Genomic DNA, 26,690 nt, shown 5'->3' on the forward strand with positions numbered 1-26,690 from the left:
GTGGGACGAAGGTGGCGGACGTGCTCGGACGGCCGGTCTAGGGTCTGTTCTCCGAACCGGTCTCAGCTTGCGGGGGTCGGTTCGGGCGCCCACGGGGTTCTGGAGGTGCCGGAGGTGAGGCTGCGAGGAACGAGCCGTCTCACCGGAGGCACCGAAGGCTCCCGTGCTCCGGGCGCCCGAACACGGGCCGAAGCGAAGCGGAGGTCCAAAAGAACACTGCCTAGGGGACGCCGTCCGGGTGCTGCTCCAGCCACTCCTCGCCGTCCTCGGGCGTGGTGTAGAGGTCGATGGGCGCCTCGGTGACGAACTCCTCGGGCGCCTCGCCCGCGATGATGCGCTCGACCGTCTCCCCGGCCAGCTGGCCGACCGCGATTCCGGAGATGTCGACGTTGGCCTTGAGGATGCGGTGGTCGGACAGCGCGCGGGCCGCGTCGGTGGACATGTCGCTGCCGAAGACCACGACCTCCCCGGCCAGGCCGCGGTTGGTGACGGCGCGGACCGCGCCCATGGTGGCGCCGCCCGCCTCCCCGTAGAAGGCGTCTAGGTCGGGGTGGGCGGTGAGCAGGCGCTCGCCCACGTTGACGGCCTCGTCGATGGTGGCGCCCTCCTGGTTGGCGACGATCTCGGCGTCGGGCAGGCGGGCGAAGAGCGCCTCCTCGAAGCCCTCGCGGCGCTGCACGCAGACCTCGACGAACTCGCAGTTGAGGACGCCGATCCGGGGGTCCCCGACTCCCTCGTCCTCGAAGTGGTCGGCGGCGGCGTCGCCGAGCAGGCGGCCGAACTCGTGGGGGTCGCCCAGGATGTAGGAGGTCACGTACTCCTCGGCGGCCTCGTCCTCGATGCAGGTGTTGTAGCAGATCACCGGGACGCCGCTCTCGTGCGCCAGGCGAACGGCGGGGACCGAGGCGGTGGCCGAGACGGGGGACAGCACCAGGGCGTCGACGTCGGCCGAGGAGACGACGTCCACGAAGGTGCTCTCCTCGGAGGCGTCGCCGCGGGCGTTGAGCTCCAGGAGCTGGAGTTCGCGGCCGGAGTCCTCGGCGTAGTCCTGCATGCCCTCGCGGACTCCGGCGTAGAAGCCCTGCGCGTCCATGTAGACGACGCCGATGCGGCCGTCCTCGCCGAGCCTGGCGCCGCATCCGGCGAGCAGCAGCACGCACAGGGCGGCTGTGAGAGCGGCGAGCGCGCGGCCCGGGGGGCGCGGCGGTCGTCTGCCCATGGGGTCCTCCTTGGCGTAGGGCGTACGCGCTCACCTGCGCGGACACCTTCCTCAACTGCAGGAGAGCATGCCAGAGTGACTCAGGTAACGTCAAGAATAAATAGTAATTAATTATTTTTCGGGTGGCGCAGGGCACACCGCATCCCCTGCGGACAGGGCGTTGCGGCCGTCTGAAGGAGGACACGGCGGCAGGGGGCGGCGGCGCGGAGCGAGCCCGGGGACGGACGCGGCCGCGCGGGAGCGGGCCGGCCAGGGGACGCGCGCACCGCGTCGGGGCGGGGGGACAGGCGCGGACCCTCCCCCGCCGTGCGCGTGTTCGGGACCTCAGGCCGGGTCGGGGTGCGGCTCCCCGCCGTCGAGGAGGTCCGCGAGCGGGCGCGTCCGCCCCCGGGCGAACGCCCGCGCGAACTCCGCCTCGCCCAGGGCCGCCCGTGCGCGCGCCGCCGCGCGGTCCACGTCGCCCCGTTCACCGGCGGGCACCGGCGCGCCCGCGCCCTCGCGCAGGGCCCCAGCGGCGCCCAGGAGCCCGGCGGCCTCGCCGTGGCGGCCGGTGAGCGTGTGCGCGGCGGCCACGCCCTCCAGGGCCAGCGCCAGCGCGCGCGGGTCGCCGCTGAGGCGGGCCGCGGCCAGCCCCTCCCGGTGCAGGCGCAGCGCCTCGGCCGCGTCGCCCCGCAGTTCCGCCGAGAAGCCCAGTTCGGCCAGGGCCAGGGCGGCGCCCGGCAGCCAGCCCACCCGGGCCGACCACTCCGCGATCGGGCGCACGTACCGCTCGGCCTCCGCCAGCCTTCCCCTGCGCCGCGCGCTGAGCCCCAGACCGAGTTGGGCGTATTGCTCCCCCGGCACGTCGCCCTGCCCCCGCACCAGCTCCAGCGCCCTGCGGTGGAGTTCGTCGGCGCGGTCGAGGTCCCCCTCCAGCAGGGCGATCCGGCCCAGCCCGGCCATCGCCCCGGCGGCCTCGGACCACAGCTCCAGCTCCTCGGCCATGCCCAGGGCCTCACCGCGGAAGCGAGCCGCGTCGGCGAGGCGGCCGGTGGCCTCGGCCGGCATCGCCAGGACGGACAGGGCGTTGAGCTGGCCCCAGCGGTCCCCGAGCCCGCGGAAGAGTTCCAGCGCCTCACGCGCGCGGACGCCCGCCGCGTCCAGGTCTCCGCGCCCCAGGGCGTGCGAGGCCCGCGCGGTCAGGGCCGCGGCCAGCCCCCAGCGGTCGTCGCGCTCGCGGAAGACGGCCAGCGCCTGGGCGACCAGGTCCTCGCTGACGGCCCGGTCCCCGCGGCTGTACAGCACGAACCCGATCATCCAGGCGGCGCGGGCGCGTTCGAGCACGGCGTCGCCGGACGCCCCGGGCAGGTCGTCGAAGGCCCTGAGCGCGGTGCGGGCCAGGGCGGTGTGGTCGTCTCCGTCCCCGGCCAGGATCTCGAACACCGCGGCGGTCGCCCCGGCCATGGCCGCCTCCGCGGAGGCGGACCCGCGCACCGCGTCGCGCACGCGCCGGGTGAGGCGGCGGCCCTCCCGGTAGCGGCCGCACATGTACCAGTACCAGCCCAGGGAGTTGACGAGGCGGGCGGCGTGCCCCGCGGCTCCGCGCCCGACGGCCTCGTCCAGGGCCGCGCGCAGGTTGGACGCCTCCGCGTCCAGGCGCCGGAGCGCCTCCCCCTGGGAGGAGCCCAGTATCCGCCCCGCGTACCGGTGGGCGAGGGCGGTGTAGTGGTCCAGGTGGCGCCCGCGCAGGACGTGCGCCTCCCCGGCCTCGGACAGGCGCTGGCAGGCGTAGTCGGCGATGGACTCCAGGAGCCGGTGGCGGCGGCCGGTGAGGGGGTCGTCCACGGCCACGACGAGGGAGCGGTCGACCAGGCTCGTGAGCAGGTCGACGACGTCGGCGGCGTCGATGCCCCCGCCCGAGCAGACGGCCTCGGCGTCCTCGGGGGCGCACCCGCCGGTGAACACGGCGAGGCGGCGCAGCAGGACGCGTTCGCGCTCGTCGAGCAGTTCCCAGCTCCAGTCGACCATGGCGCGCAGGGTCCGCTGGCGCGGGGGCAGGTGGCGGCGGGCGGTGGCCAGCAGCCGGAAGCGGTCGTCCAGGCGCGAGAGCACACCGGTGACGCCGAGGGCGCGCACGCGGGTGGCGGCCAGCTCCAGGGCCAGGGGGATGCCGTCGAGGCGGCGGCACAGCAGGGCGACGTCGGCGGCGTTGTCCGGGGTCAGGGCGAACCCGGGGGCGGAGGCTGCGGCGCGTTCGGCGAACAGGCGCACCGCCCCGGAGTCGCCGACGCGGTCGGCCGGGGTGTCGGCGGAGGGCACGGGCAGGGGTTCGACGCCGAACAGGACCTCGCCGGGCACGCCGAGGGGTTCGCGGCTGGTGGCCAGGACGCGCAGGTCCGGCAGGCGGCCGAGCAGGGCGCCGACCAGTTCGGCGACCTCGTCCGCGATGTGCTCGCAGTTGTCCAGGACGAGCAGGGCGTGCCTGCCCTCCAGCGCGCCCAGCACGTGGCGCAGGGGGTCCGCGCCGCCGCCGTCGCGGACCCCGAGTGCCCGGGCCAGGGTCGTGACCGGGTCCGGTTCGGAGGCGGAGGAGCCCGGCACGGTCCGCTGGGCGGCGAACTCCACCACGTGCGCCCCGCCGCCGAAGCCGGGGGCGAGTTCGTGCGCGAGCGCGAGGGCCAGGCGGGTCTTGCCGACCCCGCCGATCCCGGTGAGGGTGACCAGCCGGACCCCGGCCAGCAGCCGTGCCACCCGCCGCTGTTCCTCCTCGCGGCCCACGAGCGCGGTGAGCGGCAGGGGCGGGAAGACGCGGCCGGTGGGCGTGTGCGCCGGGGCGGCACCGGCGGGGGGCGCGACCCGGGTTCGGGTCGCGGTTCCCGGTACGGGGGTGGGCGTCTCCGGTGTTCCACGGGCGTTCCCCGCTCGGGGAGGAACGGTCGAGACCGTTCCGGGCGTGTTCCCCGTACCGGAGGCAGGCGCCTCCGGCGTTCCGTGGCCGCCCTCCACCTGCGGCAACGGCTCCCCCGGCGATCCGGACGCGTTCCCCGGCGCGGAAACGGGCTCCTCCGGCGTCCCGTGGGAGCTCCCCGCCTGCGGGAACGGTTCCCCCGGTATCGCGGCGGCGCCTCCCGCCCCTGGAACAGGCGCTCCCGGCGTCGCGCGGACGGCCCCCGCGCGCGGCGCGGGTTCCGTCGGAAATCCGGAGGCGCGTGCCGTCGCGGGCACGGGTTCCACCGGTGTTCCGGGCCCGGAGGCGCCCCCGGGAACCGGTGGGGTCGGCTGGTGCCGCAGGATGCGGCCGTGCAGCTCGGCCACCTCGGGGCCCGGGTCCACCCCCAGCTCCTCGCGCAGGCGCCCGGCCAGGGCCGTGTGCGCGGCCAGGGCCTCGGCCTGGCGTCCGCCCTCGTACAGGGCGCGCATGTACGCGGCCACCAGCCGCTCGCGCAGGGGGTGCTCGGCCACGAGGGCACCCAGCGGACCGGTCACCCCGCGGTGCTCGCCCAGGTCGAGCCGGACCAGGGCGTGTTCCTCCAGCGCGCCCAGGCGGCGCTCCTCCAGCCGTGCGGCCGCCGGCCGGGCGAACTCCTCGTCGGCCACGTCGGCGTAGGCGGGGCCTCGCCACAGTTCCAGGGCCTCGGTGAGCAGCCGAACCCGTTCGCGGGGAGCGGCGGCGTCCCGGGCCGCGTCCGCCAGCAGTTGGAAGCGTTCGGCGTCCACAGAGGCGGGGGGCACGTCGAGGAGGTAGCCGGGCGGGCGGTGGCGGACCAGTTCGCGGGCGCCGGGTTCGGCCTCCTCCAGCGCCCGGCGCAGGGCCCACACCTTGCGTTGCAGGGCTCGTCCGGGGCTGCCGGGCCGGGGCCCGTCCGCCCACAGCCACTCCACGAGCCGGTCCGCCGACACCGGCCAGCCCCGGTGGGCGAGCAGGGCCGCCAACAGGACGCGGGCCTTGCGTTCGGGGATCGGCACGGCCCGGCCGCCGTCCGTGAACGCGCGGACGGGACCCAGGACACCGAAGCGCATGGCCTCACCGTAGCCGAGGGCGGGTACTGCGCCCCGGCGCGGACCGGACGCGAAACCCCCGGCCGGACACCGGCCGCATGCGCGAACGCCCTGACCGGGGCCGCCCGGAGCCGCCCGGGGCCGAAGCGAGTGCGGACCGAGCGCGGACCGGGGCCGGACCGAGTGCGGGGACGGCGAGCGTGGGACCCGACGAAACACCGCCCCCGAAGGAGAGTGGTCCCCGTGTCCGCCGACACCACGACCGACGCCGACGTTCCCGGTGACGCGCCCGTCCGCGTGTGCGTCATCGTCGCCAGCACCCGGGAGGGCCGCTTCGGTCCGACCGCCGCCGCGTGGTTCCGGGAGCGCGCCCGCGAGCACGGCGGCGTCGCGGTGGACCCGGTCGACCTGGCCGGGACCCGTCTGCCCGAACACCTGACCGAGGGCGAACCCCCGACCGCCGTGGCGGCGCTGGCTCCGCGCCTGGCCGCCGCCGACGCGTTCGTCGTCGTCACCCCCGAGTACAACCACAGCTTCCCGGCCCCGCTCAAGACCGCGATCGACTGGTTCGTCGCCGAGTGGCGGGCCAAGCCGGTCGGCTTCGTGTCCTACGGCGGCGTCTCCGGCGGTCTGCGCGCGGTGGAGCAGTTGCGCCAGGTCTTCGCCGAACTGCGTGCCGTCACGGTGCGCGACTCGGTGTCCTTCGCCGACTTCTGGGACCGCTTCGACGCCGAAGGCGGCTGGCCCTCCGAGCCCAAGGCCGCCGAGGAGGCCGCCGCGCGCATGCTCGACGAGCTCACCTGGTGGGCGCGGGCGCTGCGCGCCCACCGCGCGGCCGTCCCCTACCCGGCCTGACGCCCGCCCCACCGCCCCCGGCCCGAGCGGCCGCTCCCCCGCCGTCGCCGGGGGCGGACGCCCCCATGACCCGCGGCCGCCCCCTCCGCGCCGCCCGACGACCCACGGAGGACCATGACCATCCAGGCCCCGCACCGCCGCGCGGCGTGGCGCGAGTGGCTAGGGCTGACGATCCTGACCCTGCCCGTGTTCATGATGGCCAACGACGTGTCGGTGCTCTACCTGGCGCTGCCCCGGATCGGCGCCGACCTGCTGCCCTCGGCCGCCCAGTCGCTGTGGATCCTGCACGTGGGCGAGCTGCTGGGCGCCGGGCTGGTGCTGACCATGGGCCGCCTGGGCGACCGGGTGGGACGGCGCCTGCTGCTCCTGACCGGCCTGGCCGTGTACGCGGTCGCCTCGGCGGCGGCCGCCTTCGCCCCCGACCCCGTGACGCTGATCGCGGCCCGCGCCGTGCTGGGCGCGTCCGTGGCGGTGATCTCGCCGTCCGCGCTGGCGCTGCTGCGGCAGATGTTCCCCGACTCCCGGCAGTTCGCCACCGCCGTGGCGCTGTACCTGAGCGCGTTCTCGGTGGGGATGGCGCTGGGTCCGCCGCTGGGCGGCCTGTTGCTGGAGTTCCTCTGGTGGGGGTCGGTGTTCCTGGTGAACGTGCCCGTGGCCCTGTTCGCGCTGGTGACCCTGCCGTTCCTGCTGCCGGAGTTCCGCGACCCCGGCGCGGGGCGGCTGGACCCCGCGAGCGTCCTGCTGTCCACGGCCGCCCTGGTGCTGGCCGTGTTCGGCCTCCAGGAGACCGTGTCGCGGGGGCCGGAGCCCCCGCTGCTGGCCGCCGTGGCCGGGGGGCTGGCGCTGGGCTGGCTGTTCTGGCGCCGCCAGCGGCGGCTGGACGACCCGCTGCTGCCCCCGGGCCTGTTCTCCGCGCGGGGCTTCGGGGCGGCGGTGTCCCTGTCCCTGCTGATGCTGCTGGTCGCGGGCGGCCCGAACCTGTTACTCGTGCAGTTCCTCCAGTCCGCCCTGGAGGTGCCGCCCGGCCTGGTGGGCCTGCTGCTGGTCCTTCCCGCCGTGGCGGGCCTGGCGGGCACCATGCTCACCCCGCTGCTGCTGCGGTGGGCGACCGCGGGACAGGTGCTGGCGCTGTCGATGCCGGTCGCCCTCGTCGGGCTGGTGGCCATGGCGGCGTCCGCAAATCCCGGGTCCCTGTGGGGGCTGGTCACCGGTACCGTCCTGCTCTCCCTCGGCGGCGGCCCGGCGATGACTCTGGGCAGTCAGCTGGCGCTGTCCGCCGCGCCGCGGGAGCGGGCGGGGACGGCCTCGGCGGTGACGGACGTGGCCTCGGGCATGGGGCAGACCATGAGCCTGGCACTGCTGGGCGGGCTGGGGCTGGCGGTGTACCGGGGCGTCCTGGAGGGTTCCCTGCCCGCCGGTGTCCCCGCGGACGCGGCCGAGACCTCGGGTGAGGGCGTCGGCGCCGCCGCGGCAGTCGCCGGTGACCTGGGCGGCGCGGTGGGGGCCGCGCTGCGCGAGGCCGCCGAGACGGCGCTGGGCGACGCGCTCCAGACGGTCTGCGCGGTCGGCGCGGTGGTGCTGGCCTGCACGGTCGTCGTGGTGTCGGTGCGGCTGTGGCGGCACCGCCCCGACTGACCGGCGGTCGGCGCGTGTGCGCGCCGGGGCCCGTGCGCGGCTCCGGCGCGCACACGTGACGGGGCCCGTGCGGGTGCGTCGGGAACGGACCGATCACCGGGTGTGACGACCCTCTCGCGCCCCTCCACCGGGTGTTATCCCGACGCCGGGCCGGGTAGCGGGCCGGGACGGAGGACGACCCGGCCCGGAGCGGCCCTCGGCGGGAGCATTCGGCGCGGCCGGGGCGGACCGGCCGCCCCGCGTGTGCTCGGCCCCCACGCCGACCACCGCTACCGAACAAACTCCGGGTGCTCACCTAGAGTGAACAAGCCACTACCGCACGCACGGGGGACGAAGACGACATGACACACGACCTTCCCGACGACCGCGGCAGCGACCCGGGTTCCTTCGACGAGTTCCTGGCGCGCTTCCTGGGGGCCCGGGGACCGGTCCGCCGCGTGGACCTGTCCAAGCTGATGAGCCCCGAGGCCCAGCAGGTGGCCGACGCCGCGGTGCGCCGCTCCCTGGAGGCCGGCAGCGCCGACGTCGACGCGGTCCACCTGCTGTGGGCCCTGCTGCGCTACCCGCCCACGCGGGAGATGGTGGAGCACAGCGGCTCCGACACCCAGCAGATCATCGACGTGATCGACCAGGCCGTGTCGCAGACCCCGAGGTCGGTGCGCGGGTCCGCCCGGCTCACCCCCGCCGCCAAGCGCGCCCTCCTCGACGCCCTCCAGATCGCCCGCGCCACGGGCAGCTCCAGCATCACTCCCGAACACCTGCTCTTCGCGCTGGCGGTCAACACAGACAGCGCCGTCGGCCAGCTCCTGCGCGGTTCGGGGATCACCCCGCAGTCGCTCCAGAAGGCCGCCGGGGCGCCGCCCGCCGCCGACCGGGGCGAGAGCGAGCCCTCCGCCACCCCGACCCTGGACCAGTACGGCACCGACATGACCGAGCTGGCCCGCGAGGGCCGCCTGGACCCGGTGGTCGGCCGCGACGACGAGGTCGAGCAGTGCATCGAGGTGCTCGCCCGGCGGCGCAAGAACAACCCGGTGCTGATCGGCGACCCGGGCGTGGGCAAGACCGCGATCGTGGAGGGCATCGCCCAGCGCATCTTCGACGAGGACGTCCCCGAGACCCTGCTCGGGCGCCGCCTGGTCCAGCTCGACCTGGCCGGGGTGGTGGCGGGCACGCGCTACCGGGGCGACTTCGAGGAGCGCCTGAACGCCATCGTGGACGAGATCCGCGCCCAGTCCGACCAGCTGCTGGTCTTCATCGACGAGATCCACACCATCGTCGGCGCGGGTGCCGCCGAGGGGTCCATGAACGCCGGGAACATGCTCAAGCCCGCGCTGGCCCGCGGCGAGCTGCACATCATCGGCGCGACCACCGTGGACGAGTACCGCAAGAACATCGAGAAGGACGCGGCCCTGGAGCGCCGCTTCCAGCCGATCCAGGTGCCCGAGCCCTCGGTGGAGGACACCGTCGAGATCCTGCGTGGCCTGCGCGACCGCTACGAGGCCCACCACCAGGTGCGGTTCGCCGACGAGAGCCTGGTGGCGGCGGCCGAGCTGTCGGACCGCTACGTCACCGACCGCTTCCTGCCCGACAAGGCCATCGACCTCATAGACCAGGCGGGCGCGCGGGTGCGCCTGCGCCTGAAGTCCTCCAGCTCCGGGTTGCGCGAGCTGGAGGGCAGGCTCAAGGGCCTGGAGGAGGAGAAGGAGAAGGCGGTCCATCAGGAGGACTACGAGCGCGCCTCGGCGCTGCGCGACGAGATCGCCGCCGCCCGGAGCTCGATCCACCAGGCGCGCGGAACCGGTTCGTCGGTTCCCGAGGTGACCAGCGCCGACATCGCCGAGGTGGTCTCCCGCAGCACCGGCGTCCCGGTCTCCCAGCTGACCCAGGAGGAGCGGGACCGGCTGGTCAACCTGGAGGAGGTGCTGCACGAGCGGGTGATCGGCCAGGACGAGGCGGTCACGGCCGTCTCGGAGGCGATCCGCCGCTCGCGGGCCGGTCTGGGCGACCCCGACCGGCCGGTGGGCAGCTTCCTGTTCCTGGGTCCGACCGGCGTGGGCAAGACGGAGCTGGCGCGGGCGCTGGCCGAGGCCCTGTTCGGCTCCGAGGACTCCATGGTCCGCATCGACATGAGCGAGTTCCAGGAACGGCACACCGCCAGCCGCCTGACCGGGGCGCCCCCGGGGTTCGTGGGCTACGAGGAGGCGGGCCAGCTCACCGAGGCGGTGCGCCGCCACCCGTACTCGGTGCTGCTGCTGGACGAGGTGGAGAAGGCCCACCCGGACGTGTTCAACCTGCTGCTCCAGCTGTTGGACGACGGGCGCCTGACCGACGGGCAGGGGCGGACCGTCGACTTTCGCAACACGGTGGTCATCATGACCAGCAACCTGGGGTCGGAGGCGATCACCGGGGGCGCGCCGATGGGCTTCACCGCCGACGGCCAGATGGACCCCGACACCGAACAGCGGGTGATGCGGCGGCTGCGCGAGGAGTTCCGCCCCGAGTTCATCAACCGCATCGACGAGGTCATCGTCTTCAAGCAGCTCGGAGAGGAGCAGCTGGGCCGGATCACCCGGCTGCTGCTGGAGCGCACCGAGGAGCGGCTCAAGGCGCAGGACATCACCGTGCGGTTCACCGACGAGGCGGTGGGCTGGCTGTCCGAGCGCGGCTACCAGCCCGCCTACGGCGCCCGGCCGCTGGCGCGCACCATCCAGCGCAACGTCGGCAACAGGCTGTCGCGCATGGTGCTGGACCAGCAGCTCGTGGCGGGCGACCACGTGCTGGTGGACGTGGACGAGCAGGGTGAGCTGCGCATCTCCACCGTGCAGTCGTACTGACGCAGTGACCACAGGGGCGGACCGGAATCCGCCCCTTGCGCGGTGATCTTGTACTTATAGCGAGGTTGGGCGGCCGAGACAAGCTATAAGTACAAGATCACCGCAGGTGGGGAACCTCGCGTCCCATCAGGAACGCTTCCGGCCGACCCACGGGGAGGTTTCCTGTCGCGACGGGCTCAAGGCTCCTGGTCGATCGCTGATCCCAGGCCGGTCAGCCAGGCCAGGTGGCTCTGCAGGGCCGTTCGTCCGACCGGTGTCAGGCGGAACCAGGTTTTCGGCCGGCGCCCGACCGCTCCCTTGCGGACTTCGAGCAGTCCGGCGTCCTCCAGGGTGCGGCTGTGCTTGGAGACCATCGGATCGCGAACGCCGAGCAGGTCGCGCACGGTGGCGAAGTCGACCCAGTTCGCGCTCTGCAACAGCGCGCACATCGCCAGGCGCGGGCCGGTCTCCAGGATCGGTTGGCGTGCGGCGGCGGCGCCGCCGGGGGAGGCGCCGCCGCCGGGGCTGTGCAGCGCGGTCACTACTGGACCCTGCCGTTCTCGATGCTGCGGCGCATGGCCGAGCGGACCATCATCTGTCCGGCGAGCACGAGGGCGGCCACGGGCGCCAGCGCGGCGAGCGCGAAGCCGATCATGCCCTGGTCGACCAGGAGGTTGATGCCGATGTAGCCCACGCCCGTGATGGCCAGGGCGGCGATCCACATCAGGCGGGCGCCGGGGTAGGAGAAGACGTAGCGCGGCATGTACACGCCGCTGCGTCGGCGCTGGACGACCGAGTAGGCGGTGGCGATGACGACCACGCCGAGGATGGCCCACTGGAAGTAGGGGCCGCCGCCGGGCAGGAGGGCCGACCAGATCGGCAGGCCGGCGATGAGGACGCTCGCGGCGGCGAGGAAGACCCAGTAGGCGGCGGGCGGGTCGGTGTGGCCGGCGAGCCTGCGGCGGGCGTCGGCGACCTGGTCGAGCTCGGGGTTGCTGTTCATGTCGTCTCCTCTTTCGTATCTACTTTCTATATGGAAAGTAGATACCAAGGATCGGGTCCTGTCAAACACGCCGGGGCCGCAGAGAAGGCCACTGACGCGTGTTCGCCTCACTGACATGCGAAAACGCGCCGACCGCAGATGGCCGACGCGTGTCGGGGCAGCAGGGCCTGTCGGGGTCGCCTCCGCCAGCCCACGCCAGGTTTGGAGAGCGCGGGGGCGGGCCTCCCGGCCCGCCCCCCGGACCTCGGTCAACAGGCGCCGAGGTCCCTCCAGACGCCCCACTCACCCGTGGTCCCCGGCTCCTCCCCCTGCGTCCACCACTGGGCCCGGTACAGGCGTCCGCCGTGGCTGACCTGGTCGCCGCCGGTGTACACCTCTCCCGAGGACCAGGCCGGGGTCTCGCACGCGTCCGGGTCGGTCGGGTCGGTGGGGTCGGTCGGGGCGACCCCGCTCTCGCGGATGCGGTCGCGGATCCACTCCCCCGCGGGCTTGAGCGACTCGGTGCCCGTCCAGGGGCCGTCGGCGGCGCAGGTGCCCGTCTCGAACACCGCGCCGGAGCGGAAGTCGTCGGAGAAGTTCCAGTTCACCCAGCTGATCTGCTCCTCGGCCAGGAGGTCGAGGTAGGCCTGGGCCGAGGCGAAGTCGTTGGGCCCGTCGCCGGTGGCCTCCTGGGTACCGAACTCGGTGACGAACAGCGGCAGGTCCCGCGCCGCCGCCCGCAGGCCCTCCCGGTGGAAGTCGTCGTGCGTGGCGGCGTAGAAGTGGAAGACGTACATGATGTTGTCGGCGTCCACCGGGTCCGCGGTGATCTCGGTGTGGTCGGAGCTCTCCGACAGGCCGAGGGAGGACCAGCCGCGGGTGCCGACGAGCACGACGGCCTCGGGGTCCCCTGCGCGCACGACCGGGATGATCTCCTCCGCGTAGCCGCGGATCGCGTCCCAGGAGACCCCGTGGGGCTCGTTGGCGATCTCGTACAGGACGTTGTCCTTGCCGGCGTGGACGGAGGCGATCTCGGAGAAGAAGGTGCGCGCCATGTCGGTGTTGTGGTTCGGGTCGCCGGGCGTGAGCATGTGCCAGTCGACGATGACGTACATGCCGCGCGCGGTGCCCTCCTCGATCAGCTCGTGGACCCGGTCGGTGAAGCCGCGCGGGTCGGTCTCGTAGCCGCCCTCCTGGATGTACATGGACACGCGCAGGACGTCGGCGTTCCAGTCGTGGGCGAGCGCGTCCAGGGAGCCGTCGGTGAGGCAGTCGCTGTACCACTGGAGGCCGTGGGAGCTCATCCCGGTGAGCTGGACGGTCTCGCCGCTCTCGTCGCAGAGCTTGAGGCCGCAGACACGCAGCTGGCCGTGGGTCTCGACGGGGCTGGAGGCGGTCCGAACCGGTGCCTCGGCCACCGCGGACGCGGGGGCCGCGGGGGCGGCCGCGGCCGGGCCCTGCGCGGTGACGAGCGCGAGGGGTGCGAGCAGGAGCGCGCCCGCGAGGGCGGTGCGGACGGGGGCGGGTCGCCGTCGGGCGGGGACGGGGGGTTGCACCACTGTGGTTCCTCCAGCAGGTGGCGGTCCGGACCGCCCGGGCGGGCGGTCCGGACCGGAAGGAGTCTTTCCCGTGCAACCTAGGCGGACCGTCACGCACGGGACAATCCCCCTGACGCCACGGATTCACGTCCGTGCACGCCCGCGCCGGGCGTCTGGTGGGTGTGTCCCCCGCCCAGTGGTCCCGCCCGGCGGCGCACGCGGGCCGGGCGAGGCCTCCCCGCGCACGGCGAACCCGTGGGGCGCGCGGGTCACCCGCGGTGCGCGCCCCACGGTCCTGCCCGCGCGGAGTTCCGGCGGGTGTCTCAGGCGGGTTCGGGCTGGGGCTCCGGTCCCGGCGGTTCGGGGAGCGGTCCCGGGCCGGGCGGTTCCGGCTCGGGCACGGGCTCGGGCGGGGAGGGAGGCGGCATCGGGGTCGGGGGGAACGGATCCGGCGGCATCGGCCCCGGTTCGCGCAGGGTGCCGTCACGGGTACGGGTGTGCATCTGTCCTCCTCACGGGCGCGGCCCGCGGACTAAGCCGCCCGCGCGCCGCACCGCTCGTCAGGCCCCGGCCCGCAGCCGGGGCAGAACCTCCTCCGCGTAGAACGCGAAGAAGCCGTCCTGGTCGTCGCCCACCTGGCAGACGTAGACCTCGTCCACACCGGCCTCCAGGTACGGGCGGATGGCCGCCGCGTGCACCTCCGGGTCGGGCCCGCAGGCGATCTCCCGCGCCACCATGTCCTCCGTGACCAGGCCCTGGGTGAGCTGTTCGAAGTGGCGGGGCAGCGGCAGCAGCTGCGGCGCCTCTCCCGCCAGCGCCTCGTTGGGCCAGCGCTCGTGCGCCACCCGCCGGGCCCCGGCCTCGCTCGGCGCCCAGCAGACCTTGAGCCCGCCCTGGACGGGCTTGCCGTCGCCGCCCCAGGAGCGGAAGTTCTCGACCGTCTCGTCGCTGGGCGCCACCTGGATCAGGCCGTCGGCCTCCCTGGCCGCGAGCCGCGTGGCCTTGGGGCCGAACGCCGACATGTAGATCCTCGGCGGCTCCTCGGGCAGCGTGTACAGGCGCGCGGTGTCCACCTCGTAGTGGCGGCCCCGGTGGGTGACGAGCTTGCCGGTCCACAGCTTGCGCATCACCTCCACGGCCTCTTCCAGCATCTCCAGGCGCCGGGCCGCGGGCGGCCAGGGCTGGCCGAGGATGTGCTCGTTGAGCGCCTCGCCGGTGCCCACGCCCAGGGTGAACCCGCCCCGGACCATCGACGCGGCGGTCGCCGCGGCCTGCGCGACCACGGCCGGGTGCATCCGCGTGGTCGGGCAGGTCACCGCCGTGGTGACCGGCAGGGACGTCACCTGCCCGATGGCGCCGACCACCGACCACACGAAGGGGCTCTGCCCCTGCGCGTCCAGCCATGGGTGGTAGTGGTCGGAGATCCACAGGGAGTCGAACCCGGCCTCCTCGGCGGCCCGCGCCTGGCGGACCAGCTCCCGGGGCCCGTGCTCCTCGCTGGCGAGAAAGTATCCGAAACGCGTCACGTCGTGTTCTCCCGATTCGCGGTCGCCGGTCGCCGTTCGCCGCGGCGGCCTCCGGTCAACGGCCGGGCCCGCCGGACCCCGGCCCGGTCCCCTCCGGTCCGTCGGCGTCCGGCCCTTGGTCCCCGGACGCGCCGCCGCCCTCGCCGTCCCTCTGGTTGAGGCGCCTGCTCGCGCGCTCGTTGAGCGCCGTGGGCAGTTTCAGCACCCGGTTGACCGCGGTGTCGTCCGCCTCGCGTCCGGGCTTGTGCCCCACCGGTCCGCCGGGGTCCGGCAGGGCCCGGTCCATGACGCGCATGGCGCCCTGGACGAAGGAGGGGCACAGCCCCCGCGCGGCGATGGCCGCCCTGGCCAGCGGTGTGAGCACCAGGTAGCTGCGCCCCCGCGCGGCCGCCTCCACGATCCGGCGCGCCGCGCGCTCCCCGCTCACCGAGACCAGGGGCAGCCCGGCGCCCAGGGCGAACCAGGTGTACTCGTGTTCGGGGTTCCCGGAGAAGACGGCCGCCTTGTGGGAGCCGGTGCGCATCAGCCCCGGGACCACCGTGGTGGTCCGCACTCCCCGGCGCGCGACCTCCGCCCCCAGCCCCTCGGAGAGGCCGACCTCGGCGAACTTGGCGCAGGAGTAGGGCAGCAGGTGCGGCACGCTCAGGTGGCCGCCGATCGAGGTGATGGTGACCAGGGAGCCGCGGGTGCGCTCCAGCGGGCCGATCGCGGCACGGGAGATGCGCAGCGGCGCCCAGAACATGGTCTCCATGGCGTCGCGGAAGTGGTCCTCCGAGAGCGTCTCGTGCGGACCCACTTGGATGATGCCCGCGTTGTTGACGACGAAGTCCAGGTGTCCGAAGGCCGCGGTGGCCTCCTCGACCAGGCCCTCGGCGCACTCGGGGTCGCGGATGTCGCACCGGACGCCGCGCACCCGCACGCCCCGGCGCTCCAGGTCGGCCACCGCCCGGTCGATCTCGTCCTGTTGGCGGGCGCAGATCACGACGGACGCGCCGCGCCGGCCGAACTCTCGGGCCAGTTGGAGCCCGAGCCCGCGGGAGCCGCCGGTGATCAGCGCGACCCTGCCGTCCAGCAGGGCGGGCCGCCGCGGACCGGCCAGCGCAGCCGCCCCCAGGCCCAGGGCGACACCGGCCACCATCCAGGGGACCGTCCCTCCGCGTCGGCGTCGCCGCCGCGGTCCGGGGTCCTCCCACCGGTCACGCCTGTCCCGGAGTCGGGACGCCGCCCAGCCCGCACCGGCCAGGACCAGGGGCGCCCTGCCGCGGATCACCGGCCGCCCCGTCCGCCGTGGCCGCGGGCCGGGCCCGCGGTGGATGCCAGCACCATGTCACTCCCTGTGCGTCGGAGAAGAGCGTTCAGGGGGATGTGGGTGTACGGCTACCCGAGGCGGCGGAGCGAAAACGGCCGGTGGCCGCGCTCCGGTCCGCCTCCCCGGGCCGGGTTCCCGTCAGCCGCGGCGGGGACGGCGGGCACCGCCGCGAACACGGGAGCGGTGTCCCGCGCCCCCCTTGTCCCGGCGGGGCCGGGGACCGCCTCACTGGCCGCCGGGCCGGTAGTCGCCCTTGGGTTTGGCGGGCTGGTTGGGGACGCCCTGCGGCGGCGGGCTGAACGCGGGAGCGGCGGTGTGCTCGCTCACCGGTGAGCCGCCGGTGGGCGGACCCGGGCGCTCGGGTTGGAAGTCCTGCGATCCCCCGGAGGGTTCGGCGCCCTGCTCCAGCTCCATCAGGCGGTGCTCCAGGACCTCCAGGACGTTGATCCGGTTGGCGTGTTCGGACTCGTAGCGGATGAGCTGGCGCATCTGGTCGGCGTCGAGCGAGCGGACACGGTGCTGGAGCGTCCCCAGCGGAAGGCCCTCGTAGCCCTCGATCGGGGGCTGGGTCTCGTGGTGCATCGACGTTCACTCCCTCTTCTGTCGGTACGGAACCGGGGTGACAGGCGTACGGGCTACCCGTGAGCCCCAACGCGAAACCGCAGGTGGCCGTGGCGGGGACGGGTTCCGGCCCCCGGCAGCGGGACTGCTCGGCACGCGCGGGGGCGACGGGGCGGTCGTGGCCGACACGGTTCCGGACGCCCCGAACCGCCGGCGCGGGGGCGCTGTTGGTGCGCCCGCCACGAGCGCTGTACTCTCCGCACGCCGGTCGGCCCGCCCCCGCGCGAGGACCCGGAGCACAGCCACACGAGGGAGAGATGCCATGACCTACGTCGCCGCCCCCGAGCGGTACGAGACGATGCCCTACCGGCGGTGCGGCCGCAGCGGGCTGAGGCTGCCCGCCCTGTCCCTGGGGCTGTGGCACAACTTCGGCCACGAGCGCGCCGTCGAGGACCAGAGCGCCGTCCTGCTGCGCGCGTTCGACCTGGGAGTGACCCACTTCGACCTGGCCAACAACTACGGTCCCCCGCCCGGATCTGCGGAGGAGAACTTCGGCCGGGTCATGACCCGGGACCTGCGCCGCTACCGCGACGAGATCGTGGTCTCGACCAAGGCCGGGTACCTGATGTGGCCCGGTCCCTACGGCGAGTGGGGCTCGCGCAAGTACCTGCTGTCCAGCCTGGACCAGAGCCTGGAGCGCATGGGCCTGGAGTACGTGGACGTGTTCTACCACCACCGGCCCGACCCCGACACCCCGCTTGAGGAGTCCATGGGGGCGCTGGACACGGCCGTGCGCCAGGGCAAGGCCCTGTACGCGGGCGTGTCCAACTACTCGCCCGAGCAGACGCGCGAGGCCGCGGCGATCCTGCGCGACCTGGGCACGCCGATGCTCATCCACCAGCCCTCCTACTCGATGTTCAACCGGTGGGTGGAGGACGGGCTGCTCGACGCGCTCGACGAGGTGGGCGCGGGCTCCATCGCCTACTCCCCGCTCGCGCAGGGGCTGCTGACCAACCGCTACCTCCACGGAGTACCGGAGGGTTCGCGGGCGGCCGGGAGCAGCCCGTTCCTGAACGCCGAGGGCATCACCGAGGAGGTGCTGGAGCGGGTGCGCGGGCTCGACGGGATCGCCCGGCGGCGCGGGCAGACGCTGGCGCAGATGGCACTGGCCTGGGTGCTGCGCGGCGGCCGGGTGACCTCCGCCGTCATCGGCGCGAGCAGCGTCGCGCAGTTGGAGGACAACGTGGCGGCGGTCGCCAACCTGGAGTTCGACGCCGAGGAGCTGGCCGGGATCGACCGTTACGCCCCCCGCACACGCTGACCTCCCGGCCGCACCACCGGCCCCGCCGCACCACCGGCCCCGCCGCGGACCTCCGACCGTCCGCGGCGGGGCCCGCGCGTGCGCGCCGCGCGCCGTCGCGGCGCGACGACCAGCGCTTCCTCGGCGTGAGGCGCGACACGCCCGCGTTTGGAGCACCCGGCACGGGTTAGGCGCATGCGTATGCATCCCCGCTCGGAAGAGCACCAGAAGAGGAAGGCGGTGCGGGTAGCCGTGAAGAACGTGTTCGTGGTCGGCCTGGACGAGCACAACCTGGAGATCCTGCGCAGGACCCCCACAGGTCGGCACTGTGAGTTCCACCAGCTGCTGGGCCTGGACGAGCTCCAGGTCGGCGAGGTGGACATCCAGGAACTCCTGGCCAAGGCGGAGAGGATCCTGGACGACTTCGACGGGAGCGTCGACGCGATCGTGGGCTACTGGGACTTCCCGGTGACCCTGTTCGTGCCCATCCTCTGCTCCCGCCGCGGACTCCCCTCGTCCTCCCTGGAGTCCTTCGTCAAGTGTGAGCACAAGTACTGGAGCAGGCTGGAGCAGCAGAAGGTCATCGACGAGTACCCGGCCTTCGGTCTGGTCGAACTGTCCGAGGAAGCCCCCGCGCCCCCCGAGAGCCCCTCCTACCCGATGTGGCTCAAGCCGGTGAAGTCGGCCTCCTCCGAGCTGGCCTACAAGGTCGGCGACGACGAGGCGTTCCAGCAGGCGGTGTCCCTGCTCCGCGACGGCGTCGACCGCATCGGCCGCCCCTTCGAGCAGATCCTGGAGATGGTGGACCTGCCTCCCGAGGTCTCCTCCGTGGGCGGGCGCACGGCCCTCGCCGAGGCCGCGATGCAGGGCGTGCAGGCGGCCGTCGAGGGCTACGTGTACAAGGGCGAGGTCGTGGTCTACGGCGCCCTGGACTCGGTCGACTACCCGGGCAGCTCGGTGTTCCTGCGCCACCAGTACCCCTCCGGCCTCCCCGAGAACGTGTGCCGGTGGATGTCCGAAGTGGCCGTCAAGGTCATCGAACAGGTGGGGATGGACAACTCCACGTTCAGCGTCGAGTTCTTCTACGACCCCGTGGAGGAGAAGCTGGGCCTGCTGGAGGTGAACACGCGCCACTCCCAGTCCCACGCCGAGCTCTTCGAGCTGGTGGACGGGGTCGCCAACCACGAGCGCATGCTGCGGCTGGGCTTCGGGCAGGACCCCGCCCTGGACGAGGACGCCCGGGGCGAGTACCGGGTGGCCGCGGAGTGGTACCACCGCCGCTTCGAGGACGGCGTCGCCGCGCGCGTGCCCACCCCCGAGGAGGTGTCCGCGCTGGAGGAGTCCCTGCCCGGCGTGAGGATCGAGATCGTGCCCGAGCAGGGGCAGCGGCTCTCGGACATGAACGCCCAGGACAGCTACAGCTACGAGCTCGCCAAGATCACCATCGGGGCCGAGGACGAGACCGAGATGCGCGCCAAGTACGAGCGCTGCGTGGACGAGCTCGAGTTCGAGTTCGAGGACGAGCACGGCACGAAGGACAAGCTGGCCGAACACTAGGAGGGGCCCCGGTCCATGCACGTGGTCAACAACCTGCCCAACGCCGTCCAGGAGGACGAGCACCTGTGGATACCGATGTCGGACGGTGTGCACCTGGCCGCCAGGGTGTGGCGGGCGACCTCCTCCGACGTGTCCCCCGTCCCCGCGGTGCTGGAGTACATCCCCTACCGCAGACGCGACCTGACGTCGGTGCGCGACTCCATGCACCACCCCTACATCGCGGGGCACGGCTACGCCTGCGTCCGCGTGGACCTGCGGGGCACCGGTGACTCCGAGGGCGTACTCACCGACGAGTACCTGGAGCGCGAGCAGCTGGACGCCGAGGAGGTGCTGGCCTGGCTGGCCAAGCAGCCCTGGTGCAACGGGAGGACCAGCATGATGGGGCTGTCCTGGGGCGGGTTCGCCGCGCTCCAGGTGGCGGCCCGCCAGCCCCCGAGCCTGGGCGCGATCGTCATCAGCTCCTTCACCGACGACCGGTACGGCGACGACTTCCACTACATGGGCGGCTGCCTGCTGTCGGACAACCTCGCCGAGGCGGGGACGATGTTCTCCGCGGGCACCTGCCCGCCGGACCCGGTGACCGTCGGCGACGACTGGCGGCGGATGTGGCACGAGAGGCTGGAGGCCACCGAACCGTGGGTCCTGGAGTGGCTGCGCCACCAGCGGCGCGACGACTACTGGCGGCACGCGTCGGTGAGCGAGGACTACTCGAAGGTGCGCTGCCCGGTGCTGGCCTCCAGCGGATGGGCGGACGGCTACTCCAACGCCGTCTTCCGGCTGCTGCAGAACCTGGAGGCGCCCAGCCGGGGGCTGATCGGCCCCTGGTCGCACCGCTACCCGCACATGGGAGCCCCCGGCCCGGCGATCGGCTACCTCCAGGAGGTCGTGCGCTGGCTGGACCGCTGGCTCAAGGGCAAGGAGAACGGCGTCGACGAGGGCCCGTCCCTGTGGGCGTGGATGCAGGACAGCGTGCCCCCCTCCACCGCCTACACCGAGCGCCCCGGCCGGTGGGTGCGCGAGGACGCGTGGCCCTCGCCGAGCGTGGAGTACCGCGGGTACCCGCTGGCCAGGTACCGCATCGGCCGCCCCGGCGAGGAGGTGCACTCGGAGTCGCTGACCGTGCGGTCGCCGCTGACCGTGGGCCAGTTCGCGGGCAAGTGGGCCTCCTACAACGCCCCGCCGGACCTGCCCTACGACCAGCGCGAGGAGGACGGCGGTTCCCTGGTCTTCGACAGCGACGTGCTGTCGGAGGACGTGGAGATCCTGGGCGCCGCCGAGGTGGAGCTGGACGTGTCGGTCACCGAACCGGTGGCCATGGTCGCCGCCCGGCTGGTGGACGTCGCGCCGGACGGCAGCGCCACGCGGGTGACCTACGGACTGCTCAACCTCACCCACCGCGACAGCCACGAGCGCCCCGAGAAGCTCGAACCCGGTGAGATCTACCGGGTGAAGGTGACGATGAACGGTGTCGCGCAGGCGTTCCCGGTGGGGCACCGCATCAGGCTGTCGCTGTCCACCTCCTACTGGCCGCTGGCCTGGCCGCCGCCCAAGCCCGCCCTGCTGACCGTGCACCCGGAGGACAGCAGGCTGCTGCTGCCGGTCCGTCCGCGCACGGAGGCCGACGAGCCGCACCCGGAGCCCTTCGGGGAGCCGGAGGCGTCGCCGGAGATCTCCACCACGCGCCGGGAGAAGCCTGAGCACAGCTGGACCGTCTACAGGGACCTGGTGGACACCAGGTCGGCCCTGGAGATCGTCAAGGACGGCGGCATCCTGCACTTCGACGACATCGACCTGGACGTCGGTCGGCGCGCCTACGAGTACTACGAGTCGGTGGCGGGCGACTTCACGTCCGCGCGCGGTGAGTCGACGTGGACGATGCGCTTCGCGCGGGACGGGTGGCGGACCCGGACCGAGACCCACACGTCGCTGGAGTGCACCGAGACCGAGTTCCGGGTGTACGCGACGCTGGACGCTTTCGAGAACGACGAGCGGGTCTTCTCCCGGCAGTGGACCGAGACGCTGCCCCGGGACCACCTGTGATCCGCGGCCGGTGACCCGCGGCCGTTCGCGGTCGGGGAACGGCGGGCGCCCCGGTCCGGTGCGGACCGGGGCGCCCGTGTGTGCGGGGGCGTCCCGGCCCCGAAGCGGCCTGGTCGGGGGCCGAACGGCGCACGGCGACCACGCAAGTCGCAGAAGTCCCATACGTGCCCGTTCGGACACGCCCGGACCGGGGCAGGGGACGGAGTAGAGCCTGGAACCGGCAGGTAAACGGCCGAGGCGGAGAAAACCGGGTCCGGGAAGGCCCGCACCCCACCCGGGCGGGGGACACGGGAACCGGATCACCGGCACTCATGAGGGCCATGGGATCCGCAGGAGGCGTGAGAGCTGCGGGGACCGGTACGGAGCCGGAACCGAAAGGACCCGAAGCCGGGAACAGCGATCCACCGGAGCGAACCGATCGAGGGGGACGGTCTCGATGCCCACAGAACACCAGGAGGCGCACCGGCGACAGGGAGCGCACCCGCCACAGGACGCGGGCTCCCGGCCGGAGGCGGAACTCCGGCGGGGGGCGCGCCGCCCCACCGCCGCGGAGGCGGCTCGCCTGCTGTCCTCGGTTCTGCTGCCCAACCTGGCGCGGGGCGTGATCGTGCGCCGCCCGCTGATGACGGGCCTGGTCACCGGTCTGGACGCCGACCGCAGGGCGGTCTCACTCCTGCGGGGCCTGCGCGAGCGCCACGGCGACGACCCGCTGCCGCTGCGCCTGGCGGGGCGGCGGCTCGCCCTGGTCCTGTCCCCGGAGGACGTGGGCCGGCTCCTGCGGGAGACGCCCGAACCCTTCTCCCCCGGCGGCATGGAGAAGCACGGCGCGCTCTCCCACTTCCAGCCCCACGGGGTGCTGGTCTCCGACCACGGCGCCCGGCCCGGGCGCCGCGCGGCCAACGTGGCCGCCCTGGTGCCGGGCCAGACGATCCACCCCGACGGGGACGTCGTCGCCGGGCAGGCGGACGACGAGGCGCTGGCGCTCAGACTGGCCCTGCGCGGCGGGGAGGTCCTGGACTGGCGCAGGTTCGCCGACTCCTTCCACGCCATGGCCCGGCGCGTGGTCTTCGGCTCGTTCGCCGCGGAGGACCGCCGCACGACCGGACTCCTGCACGCCCTGCGCTCGCGCGCGAACTGGGCCTACGCGGCGCCGACCGACCACGCGGCGAGGGAGGAGTTCCTCGGGCGGGTGCGCGCCAACATCGAACGCGCCGAACCGGGCAGCCTCGCCGCCCGCCTGGTCGCGGGAGCGGCCGCCGCGAAGTCGGCCGCCGGGTGCCCCCACGGCGGGGGCGGAGGGAACGGGCGGGACCGCGGCGCGACCGCCCCCGGCGGGGACGTACACCCGGAGGACCAGGTGGCGCACTGGCTGTTCGCCTTCGACGCGGCCGCCGTCGCCGCGTTCCGCTCCCTGGCGCTGCTGACCTCGCTCAGCCCCGGCGCCCACGCGGCCCGCGAGGAGGCGGACGGCCGCGAGGGGCTCGACCTGCCGCTGCTGCGGGCCACGGTGCGCGAGTCGGTGCGGCTGTGGCCGACCACGCTCATGGTGATCCGGGAGAGCACGCGGGAGACGGCTTGGCGGCAGGAGGTGTTCGAGGCGGGAACGGCCTTCATCATCGCGAGTTCCTACTTCCACCGGGACTCCTCCCGGCTTCCGTACGCGGACGCGTTCGAGCCGGAGGCCTGGCTCGACGGGCGCGCCGAGGCGGAGCCGGGGGTCGTGCCCTTCAGCTACGGCCCCGCCGGGTGCGCGGCGCGCGACCTGGTGCCGCTGACGGTGTCGCTGTTCCTGCGCGCCCTGCTCCGGGGCCGGAACCTGGCCCGCGTGGACGCGGGCGGGCCGCTGCCCGCGTCGGGGCTTCCCGCCTCACTCAACCACTTCGCACTGCGGTTCACGCTCTGAAGGTCCCGGTCCGGACCCGCCCGGGTCCGGACCGGAAACGTTCGAGGAGGAGTCATGAGCGTCGTCGAACAGATGCTGGACACCCGCTCCGGCCGCCGGGGCGACGGGGTCGAGGAGAAGGTGCGGGCCTGCATCGAGGCCTGCGGGTCGTGCGCTCAGGCGTGCGTGCTGTGCGCGGACTCCTGTCTGGGCGAACGGGCGGTGGCCGACCTGGTCGCCTGCGTGCGCCTGGACCTGGACTGCGCCGACGTGTGCGAGTCCGCCCAGCGGGTGCTCTCGCGCCGGACCGGGGAGGACGACACCCTCGCCCGGGCTCTGGTCAAGGCGTGCGCGGAGGCCTGCCGCCTGTGCGGCGAGGAGTGCGACCGGCACGCCGCCCGGCACGAGCACTGCTGGGTGTGCGCCGAGGCGTGCCGCCGCTGCGAGTGCGCGTGCCGCGAGCTTCTCGCGGCCCTGTGAGGGCCGCGCCCCCAGGTGAAGGAGGAAGGCGATGGAGTGGGCGACACCCGGCGCGCTGTTCGGAATCCTGATGGCCCTCGTGATCCCGATCGGGGTGATCCTCCTCGTGCTGTGGATCATCCGCAGGGACACGATCCGCAAGCAGGAGGCCGTGCGCTCGCCGGACTACTGGAAGGAGCGGCCCGAGGGCAGGCGGTACCCGACCGGCTGGGACAGGGGCAGCATGCCGGGCCTGGGGACCGCCCGGCCCGGGGAGGGGACCTCGGGGGCCTCGTCCGGTGAGGACTGGGAGCCGCCGCCGGAGGGCGGGGACCCGCCGGACCGCGGGGCCGCGCCAACGGACGACGACTGGCGGCCGCCGCCCGCGGGGCGGTGACCCGGAGACCGCGGCGGCCGGGCCGCCGGGCCCGGGTCCGGTCGGCCGAACCCCGTCCCGGGCCGGGGCCGCGCTCGGCGGCCGGGCTCAGACCCGGTCGGCGGGGAAGCCGCCGGTGGCGACCGGGCCCCACCGCTTCGGGGTGACGCGGACGAGGGACTTGCCCTGGCGGCGCATGGCCTCGCGGTACTCGTCCCAGTCGGGGTGCTCGCCGGAGATCACGCGGAAGTACTCGACCAGGGGCTCGACGGCGTCCTCCCCGTCGACGACCTCGGCCTCGCCGTCGACCTGGACCCAGGCGCCGTCGAAGTCGTCGGACAGGACCAGGACGCTGACCCGGGGGTCGCGCCGGGCGTTGCGGGTCTTGGCGCGCTCGGGGTAGGTGGAGACCACGATCCGGCCCTGGGTGTCGACGCCGCAGGTCACCGGGGAGGCCTGGGGCCCGCCGTCGGCGCGGCGGGTGATGAGGAGCGCGTGGTGGCGGGGGCGCACGAACTCCAGCAGGCCGTCGAGGTCGACACGGGTGTTGGTGGCGATCGAAGGGCTCATCTTCTCGCTTTCGCTGTTCGCGGGTCCGCGCGCGCCTCGCGCGGACCGGGACAGCGTATCCGCCTGTGGGCGGGGTCGGACGGGGCCGACGCGCGGTCCCGGACGGGGCCTCGGGTCAGTCGCGGCCGGAGTCGGAGCGGTCCTGGCCGGACGGGGTGCGGAGTGCCAGGAACTCCCTGCTGCGCCGCCGGTGGAGGAGCCGCGCCGGGAGCAGGAGGCACGGCGTCAGGACACAGGCGAGGGCGACCGCCCCCAGCAGGGCGCGCGGAAAGTCCATCGCCCCACCGGAGGGCAGTGCGAGGGCGCCCAGTGCGCAGACGGCCGCGACGAGGGCCGCCACGGAGACCGGGATCTTCACGGAGGGGGCGTTGAGCACCTGTTCGGCCTGGAGGGCGGCCACACGGTTGGCCTCGGGGTCGGCACCGGGTCGGCCGAGGATCAGCCGCTCGGTGGCGGCGCGCAGTGTCTCGGGGGCGATGGCGGCCTGCACCGCCGGGTCGCGGGACACCCGCGGACGCGGCGGAGTGGTGAACAGGGCCGTGAACGAACTGAAGACCACTCCGGCGATGACGCCGTGCAACAGCGAGGTCCACGGGTCGGACCCGCTCAGCAGGAAACGGGCGAAGCCCATGGCGCAGCCGAAGGAAAGACCCTGGTAGAGACCGTAGAGGACCTTCCTGCTGCGTTCGCTCCGGTTGGCGCGGAGGCGCAGGCGGGTGAGGGGGTCACGGGGTTCGGGAGCGGCGTGCGCGGAGGGATCGCTCATACCGTGGGCCTACCCGTTCGCCGCACGGCCAGGCCGGTCCCGGAGCCGCCGTCGGTCGGTGCGGCCCCGGGACCGTGGCCGGTTCACTCCGTGCCGAAGTCCTCGCGGCTGAGGTCCCGCTCCTCCATCCTGTCCTGGAGCTCGGCCTCCAGTTCTCCTCGGGTGTCCGGCTCGCGGGCGTCGTCGCTGTGGTCGGCCTCGACGACCTGGTCGGTGTCCGTGGTCTTGGGCCTGGACTCCTCCGGAACGCTCATGTCCGGTCTCCTCCCTGTCGGATGACTGGCCCGCCCCTACCCGAGGCCACCAGGGACCACACGTCCATCTCATGCATCAGGAGTCACACGGACGTCACTTCTCGGTCGCGGCCTTGACGAGCGGTGCGTCGCGCACGAGCATCCGGAACCCGACGCCGTAGTACAGCCCGCGCGCCTCGGGGTGCCCCGGCGCGCCCAGGCAGGCGACCGTCGCGTGCGTGGCCCCGGCCGCCCTCGCCAGGCGCATCCCGTGCAGGAGCATCGCCCTGCCCAGCCCGAGGCGCCGGTAGTCCGGGTGCGTGCCGACCGGCTCGAACTCGACGGTCCCGTTGGCCTCGTCGAGCCACATGATCGTCGAGGACGCCATCGTCCCGTCCGGCGCCTCCACCAGGACGTGCAGGTCGCCGCGGTACCCCGGCGCCCCCCGGACGCCGCGGTAGGCCTCGGCCGTGTACGCCGAGGGGGCCCAGGCGTCCAGGTGGGCCCGGACCGCGGCTTCCGGCCCGGCCTCGTCGGCGGTGCGGAAGCGGAACCCGGTCGGCGGCACCGGCTTTTCCACGTCGGTGAGGTCGCGCTCGTTGAGCTGGGTCCAGGTCCCGTCGTCGCCGAGCGATTCGGGGTCGGTCCCGTAGCCGTGCGCCGCCCACCGTTCCAGGGCGAACCCGTCGGCGGCGCTGGGCAGCACCGTGCGTTCGAGGCCCGCCGCCGTGGCGTCGTACCAGGCGATCACCTCGTCGACCAGCCCGGCGTGGTCGGGGTGGACCTGGTGCATCAGGTCGGCGCCGGTGGCGTCCCTGACCGAGCCGTCGCTCAGCCTCACCCGGCGCGGAAGGCGGACCCAGCCCCACGCGACCAGTTCCCCGCCGGAGAACCACAGCCGACGCGGCCAGGTCGCGCCGTCGCTGGCGTGCCCCCGGCCCCAGTTCCAGGCCAGCTCGCCGAACGAGGCGTCGCTGTTCACCAGGTCCGGGCGGATCGCGGTGACGCGCTGCGCCAGCCCCTGCATGAGCCGCACGTCCTCGGCGGTCACAAGTTCGGAACCCGTCATGGTGCGCCACTGTGTCAGGCCG

General features: G+C 74.1%; 22 protein-coding genes. 9 read left to right on the forward strand and 13 right to left on the reverse strand.

Annotated elements, in window-relative coordinates; translation table 11 throughout:
• Nucleotides 1–220: 220 nt before the first annotated feature.
• A complete protein-coding gene (locus tag KGD83_RS18990) occupies nucleotides 221–1,219 on the reverse strand; it encodes a substrate-binding domain-containing protein (protein WP_212640458.1) in 999 nt (332 codons plus the stop codon).
• A 324-nt stretch (nucleotides 1,220–1,543) separates the two neighbouring features.
• The gene (locus KGD83_RS18995; RefSeq protein WP_212640459.1) at nucleotides 1,544–5,218 is read right to left on the reverse strand and encodes an AfsR/SARP family transcriptional regulator; all 3,675 of its coding nucleotides are present in this window, start codon (nucleotides 5,216–5,218) and stop codon (nucleotides 1,544–1,546) included.
• A 222-nt stretch (nucleotides 5,219–5,440) separates the two neighbouring features.
• On the opposite strand from KGD83_RS18995, the gene KGD83_RS19000 reads away from it, so the two are divergent.
• From KGD83_RS19000 to KGD83_RS19010, 3 genes are all read left to right on the forward strand, one after another.
• Nucleotides 5,441–6,052, forward strand: a complete 612-nt coding sequence (locus KGD83_RS19000; protein ID WP_394358078.1) for an NADPH-dependent FMN reductase — start codon at nucleotides 5,441–5,443, stop codon at nucleotides 6,050–6,052.
• A 114-nt stretch (nucleotides 6,053–6,166) separates the two neighbouring features.
• Nucleotides 6,167–7,687 carry an MFS transporter gene (locus tag KGD83_RS19005; RefSeq protein WP_212640461.1) on the forward strand — a complete coding sequence of 507 codons (1,521 nt, stop codon included), beginning with the start codon at nucleotides 6,167–6,169 and terminating at the stop codon, nucleotides 7,685–7,687.
• A gap of 341 nt (nucleotides 7,688–8,028) precedes the next feature.
• Nucleotides 8,029–10,521 carry an ATP-dependent Clp protease ATP-binding subunit gene (locus tag KGD83_RS19010; RefSeq protein ID WP_212640462.1) on the forward strand — a complete coding sequence of 831 codons (2,493 nt, stop codon included), beginning with the start codon at nucleotides 8,029–8,031 and terminating at the stop codon, nucleotides 10,519–10,521.
• 176 nt (nucleotides 10,522–10,697) lie between these two features.
• Here KGD83_RS19010 and KGD83_RS19015 read toward each other — a convergent pair whose 3' ends face one another.
• From KGD83_RS19015 to KGD83_RS19045, 7 genes are all read right to left on the reverse strand, one after another.
• Complete coding sequence (locus tag KGD83_RS19015; RefSeq protein ID WP_212640463.1) at nucleotides 10,698–11,042, reverse strand: transcriptional regulator; 345 nt, start codon at nucleotides 11,040–11,042, stop codon at nucleotides 10,698–10,700.
• Nucleotides 11,042–11,503 carry a hypothetical protein gene (locus KGD83_RS19020; protein WP_212640464.1) on the reverse strand — a complete coding sequence of 154 codons (462 nt, stop codon included), beginning with the start codon at nucleotides 11,501–11,503 and terminating at the stop codon, nucleotides 11,042–11,044. Before KGD83_RS19020 ends, KGD83_RS19015 begins: the two co-directional genes overlap by 1 nt.
• Nucleotides 11,504–11,751: 248 nt before the next feature.
• Entirely contained in the window at nucleotides 11,752–13,041 is a 1,290-nt protein-coding gene (locus KGD83_RS19025; RefSeq protein WP_212640465.1) for a cellulase family glycosylhydrolase, read from the reverse strand.
• A gap of 302 nt (nucleotides 13,042–13,343) precedes the next feature.
• Nucleotides 13,344–13,523 carry a hypothetical protein gene (locus tag KGD83_RS19030; RefSeq protein ID WP_013152406.1) on the reverse strand — a complete coding sequence of 60 codons (180 nt, stop codon included), beginning with the start codon at nucleotides 13,521–13,523 and terminating at the stop codon, nucleotides 13,344–13,346.
• 57 nt (nucleotides 13,524–13,580) lie between these two features.
• Nucleotides 13,581–14,546 (reverse strand): TIGR03557 family F420-dependent LLM class oxidoreductase, encoded by a 966-nt coding sequence (locus KGD83_RS19035; RefSeq protein WP_212640466.1) that lies wholly within the window; start codon nucleotides 14,544–14,546, stop codon nucleotides 13,581–13,583.
• A gap of 55 nt (nucleotides 14,547–14,601) precedes the next feature.
• Nucleotides 14,602–15,816, reverse strand: coding sequence for an SDR family NAD(P)-dependent oxidoreductase (locus tag KGD83_RS19040; protein WP_212640467.1), 1,215 nt, complete (start codon nucleotides 15,814–15,816; stop codon nucleotides 14,602–14,604).
• Nucleotides 15,817–16,080: 264 nt separating this feature from the next.
• Entirely contained in the window at nucleotides 16,081–16,437 is a 357-nt protein-coding gene (locus tag KGD83_RS19045; RefSeq protein WP_212640468.1) for a hypothetical protein, read from the reverse strand.
• A gap of 301 nt (nucleotides 16,438–16,738) precedes the next feature.
• Here KGD83_RS19045 and mgrA point away from each other — a divergent pair, with 301 nt between their 5' ends.
• The 6 genes from mgrA to KGD83_RS19075 all read left to right on the forward strand — a co-directional run bounded on the left by mgrA (nucleotide 16,739) and on the right by KGD83_RS19075 (nucleotide 24,051).
• A complete protein-coding gene (gene mgrA, locus KGD83_RS19050) occupies nucleotides 16,739–17,737 on the forward strand; it encodes an L-glyceraldehyde 3-phosphate reductase (RefSeq protein WP_212640469.1) in 999 nt (332 codons plus the stop codon).
• Between the two features lie 174 nt (nucleotides 17,738–17,911).
• Entirely contained in the window at nucleotides 17,912–19,273 is a 1,362-nt protein-coding gene (locus KGD83_RS19055) for an ATP-grasp domain-containing protein (RefSeq protein ID WP_249351948.1), read from the forward strand.
• A 15-nt stretch (nucleotides 19,274–19,288) separates the two neighbouring features.
• Nucleotides 19,289–21,313, forward strand: a complete 2,025-nt coding sequence (locus KGD83_RS19060; protein ID WP_212640470.1) for a CocE/NonD family hydrolase — start codon at nucleotides 19,289–19,291, stop codon at nucleotides 21,311–21,313.
• A 436-nt stretch (nucleotides 21,314–21,749) separates the two neighbouring features.
• The gene (locus KGD83_RS19065; protein WP_249351949.1) at nucleotides 21,750–23,216 is read left to right on the forward strand and encodes a cytochrome P450; all 1,467 of its coding nucleotides are present in this window, start codon (nucleotides 21,750–21,752) and stop codon (nucleotides 23,214–23,216) included.
• A gap of 54 nt (nucleotides 23,217–23,270) precedes the next feature.
• Nucleotides 23,271–23,675, forward strand: coding sequence for a four-helix bundle copper-binding protein (locus KGD83_RS19070; protein WP_212640471.1), 405 nt, complete (start codon nucleotides 23,271–23,273; stop codon nucleotides 23,673–23,675).
• Nucleotides 23,676–23,706: 31 nt separating this feature from the next.
• Complete coding sequence (locus KGD83_RS19075) at nucleotides 23,707–24,051, forward strand: hypothetical protein (protein WP_212640472.1); 345 nt, start codon at nucleotides 23,707–23,709, stop codon at nucleotides 24,049–24,051.
• 87 nt (nucleotides 24,052–24,138) lie between these two features.
• On the opposite strand, the gene KGD83_RS19080 is transcribed toward KGD83_RS19075, so the two are convergent.
• From KGD83_RS19080 to KGD83_RS19095, 4 genes are all read right to left on the reverse strand, one after another.
• Nucleotides 24,139–24,600: a PPOX class F420-dependent oxidoreductase gene (locus KGD83_RS19080; RefSeq protein ID WP_212640473.1), complete on the reverse strand. Its 462-nt coding sequence runs from the start codon at nucleotides 24,598–24,600 to the stop codon at nucleotides 24,139–24,141.
• Between the two features lie 115 nt (nucleotides 24,601–24,715).
• Nucleotides 24,716–25,366: a hypothetical protein gene (locus KGD83_RS19085; protein ID WP_212640474.1), complete on the reverse strand. Its 651-nt coding sequence runs from the start codon at nucleotides 25,364–25,366 to the stop codon at nucleotides 24,716–24,718.
• An 83-nt stretch (nucleotides 25,367–25,449) separates the two neighbouring features.
• Entirely contained in the window at nucleotides 25,450–25,620 is a 171-nt protein-coding gene (locus KGD83_RS19090; protein ID WP_212640475.1) for a hypothetical protein, read from the reverse strand.
• 94 nt (nucleotides 25,621–25,714) lie between these two features.
• Nucleotides 25,715–26,668, reverse strand: a complete 954-nt coding sequence (locus KGD83_RS19095) for a GNAT family N-acetyltransferase (protein ID WP_212640476.1) — start codon at nucleotides 26,666–26,668, stop codon at nucleotides 25,715–25,717.
• Nucleotides 26,669–26,690 lie beyond the last annotated feature (22 nt).

It is taken from the genome of Nocardiopsis akebiae (assembly GCF_018316795.1).
GTDB lineage: Bacteria > Actinomycetota > Actinomycetes > Streptosporangiales > Streptosporangiaceae > Nocardiopsis > Nocardiopsis dassonvillei.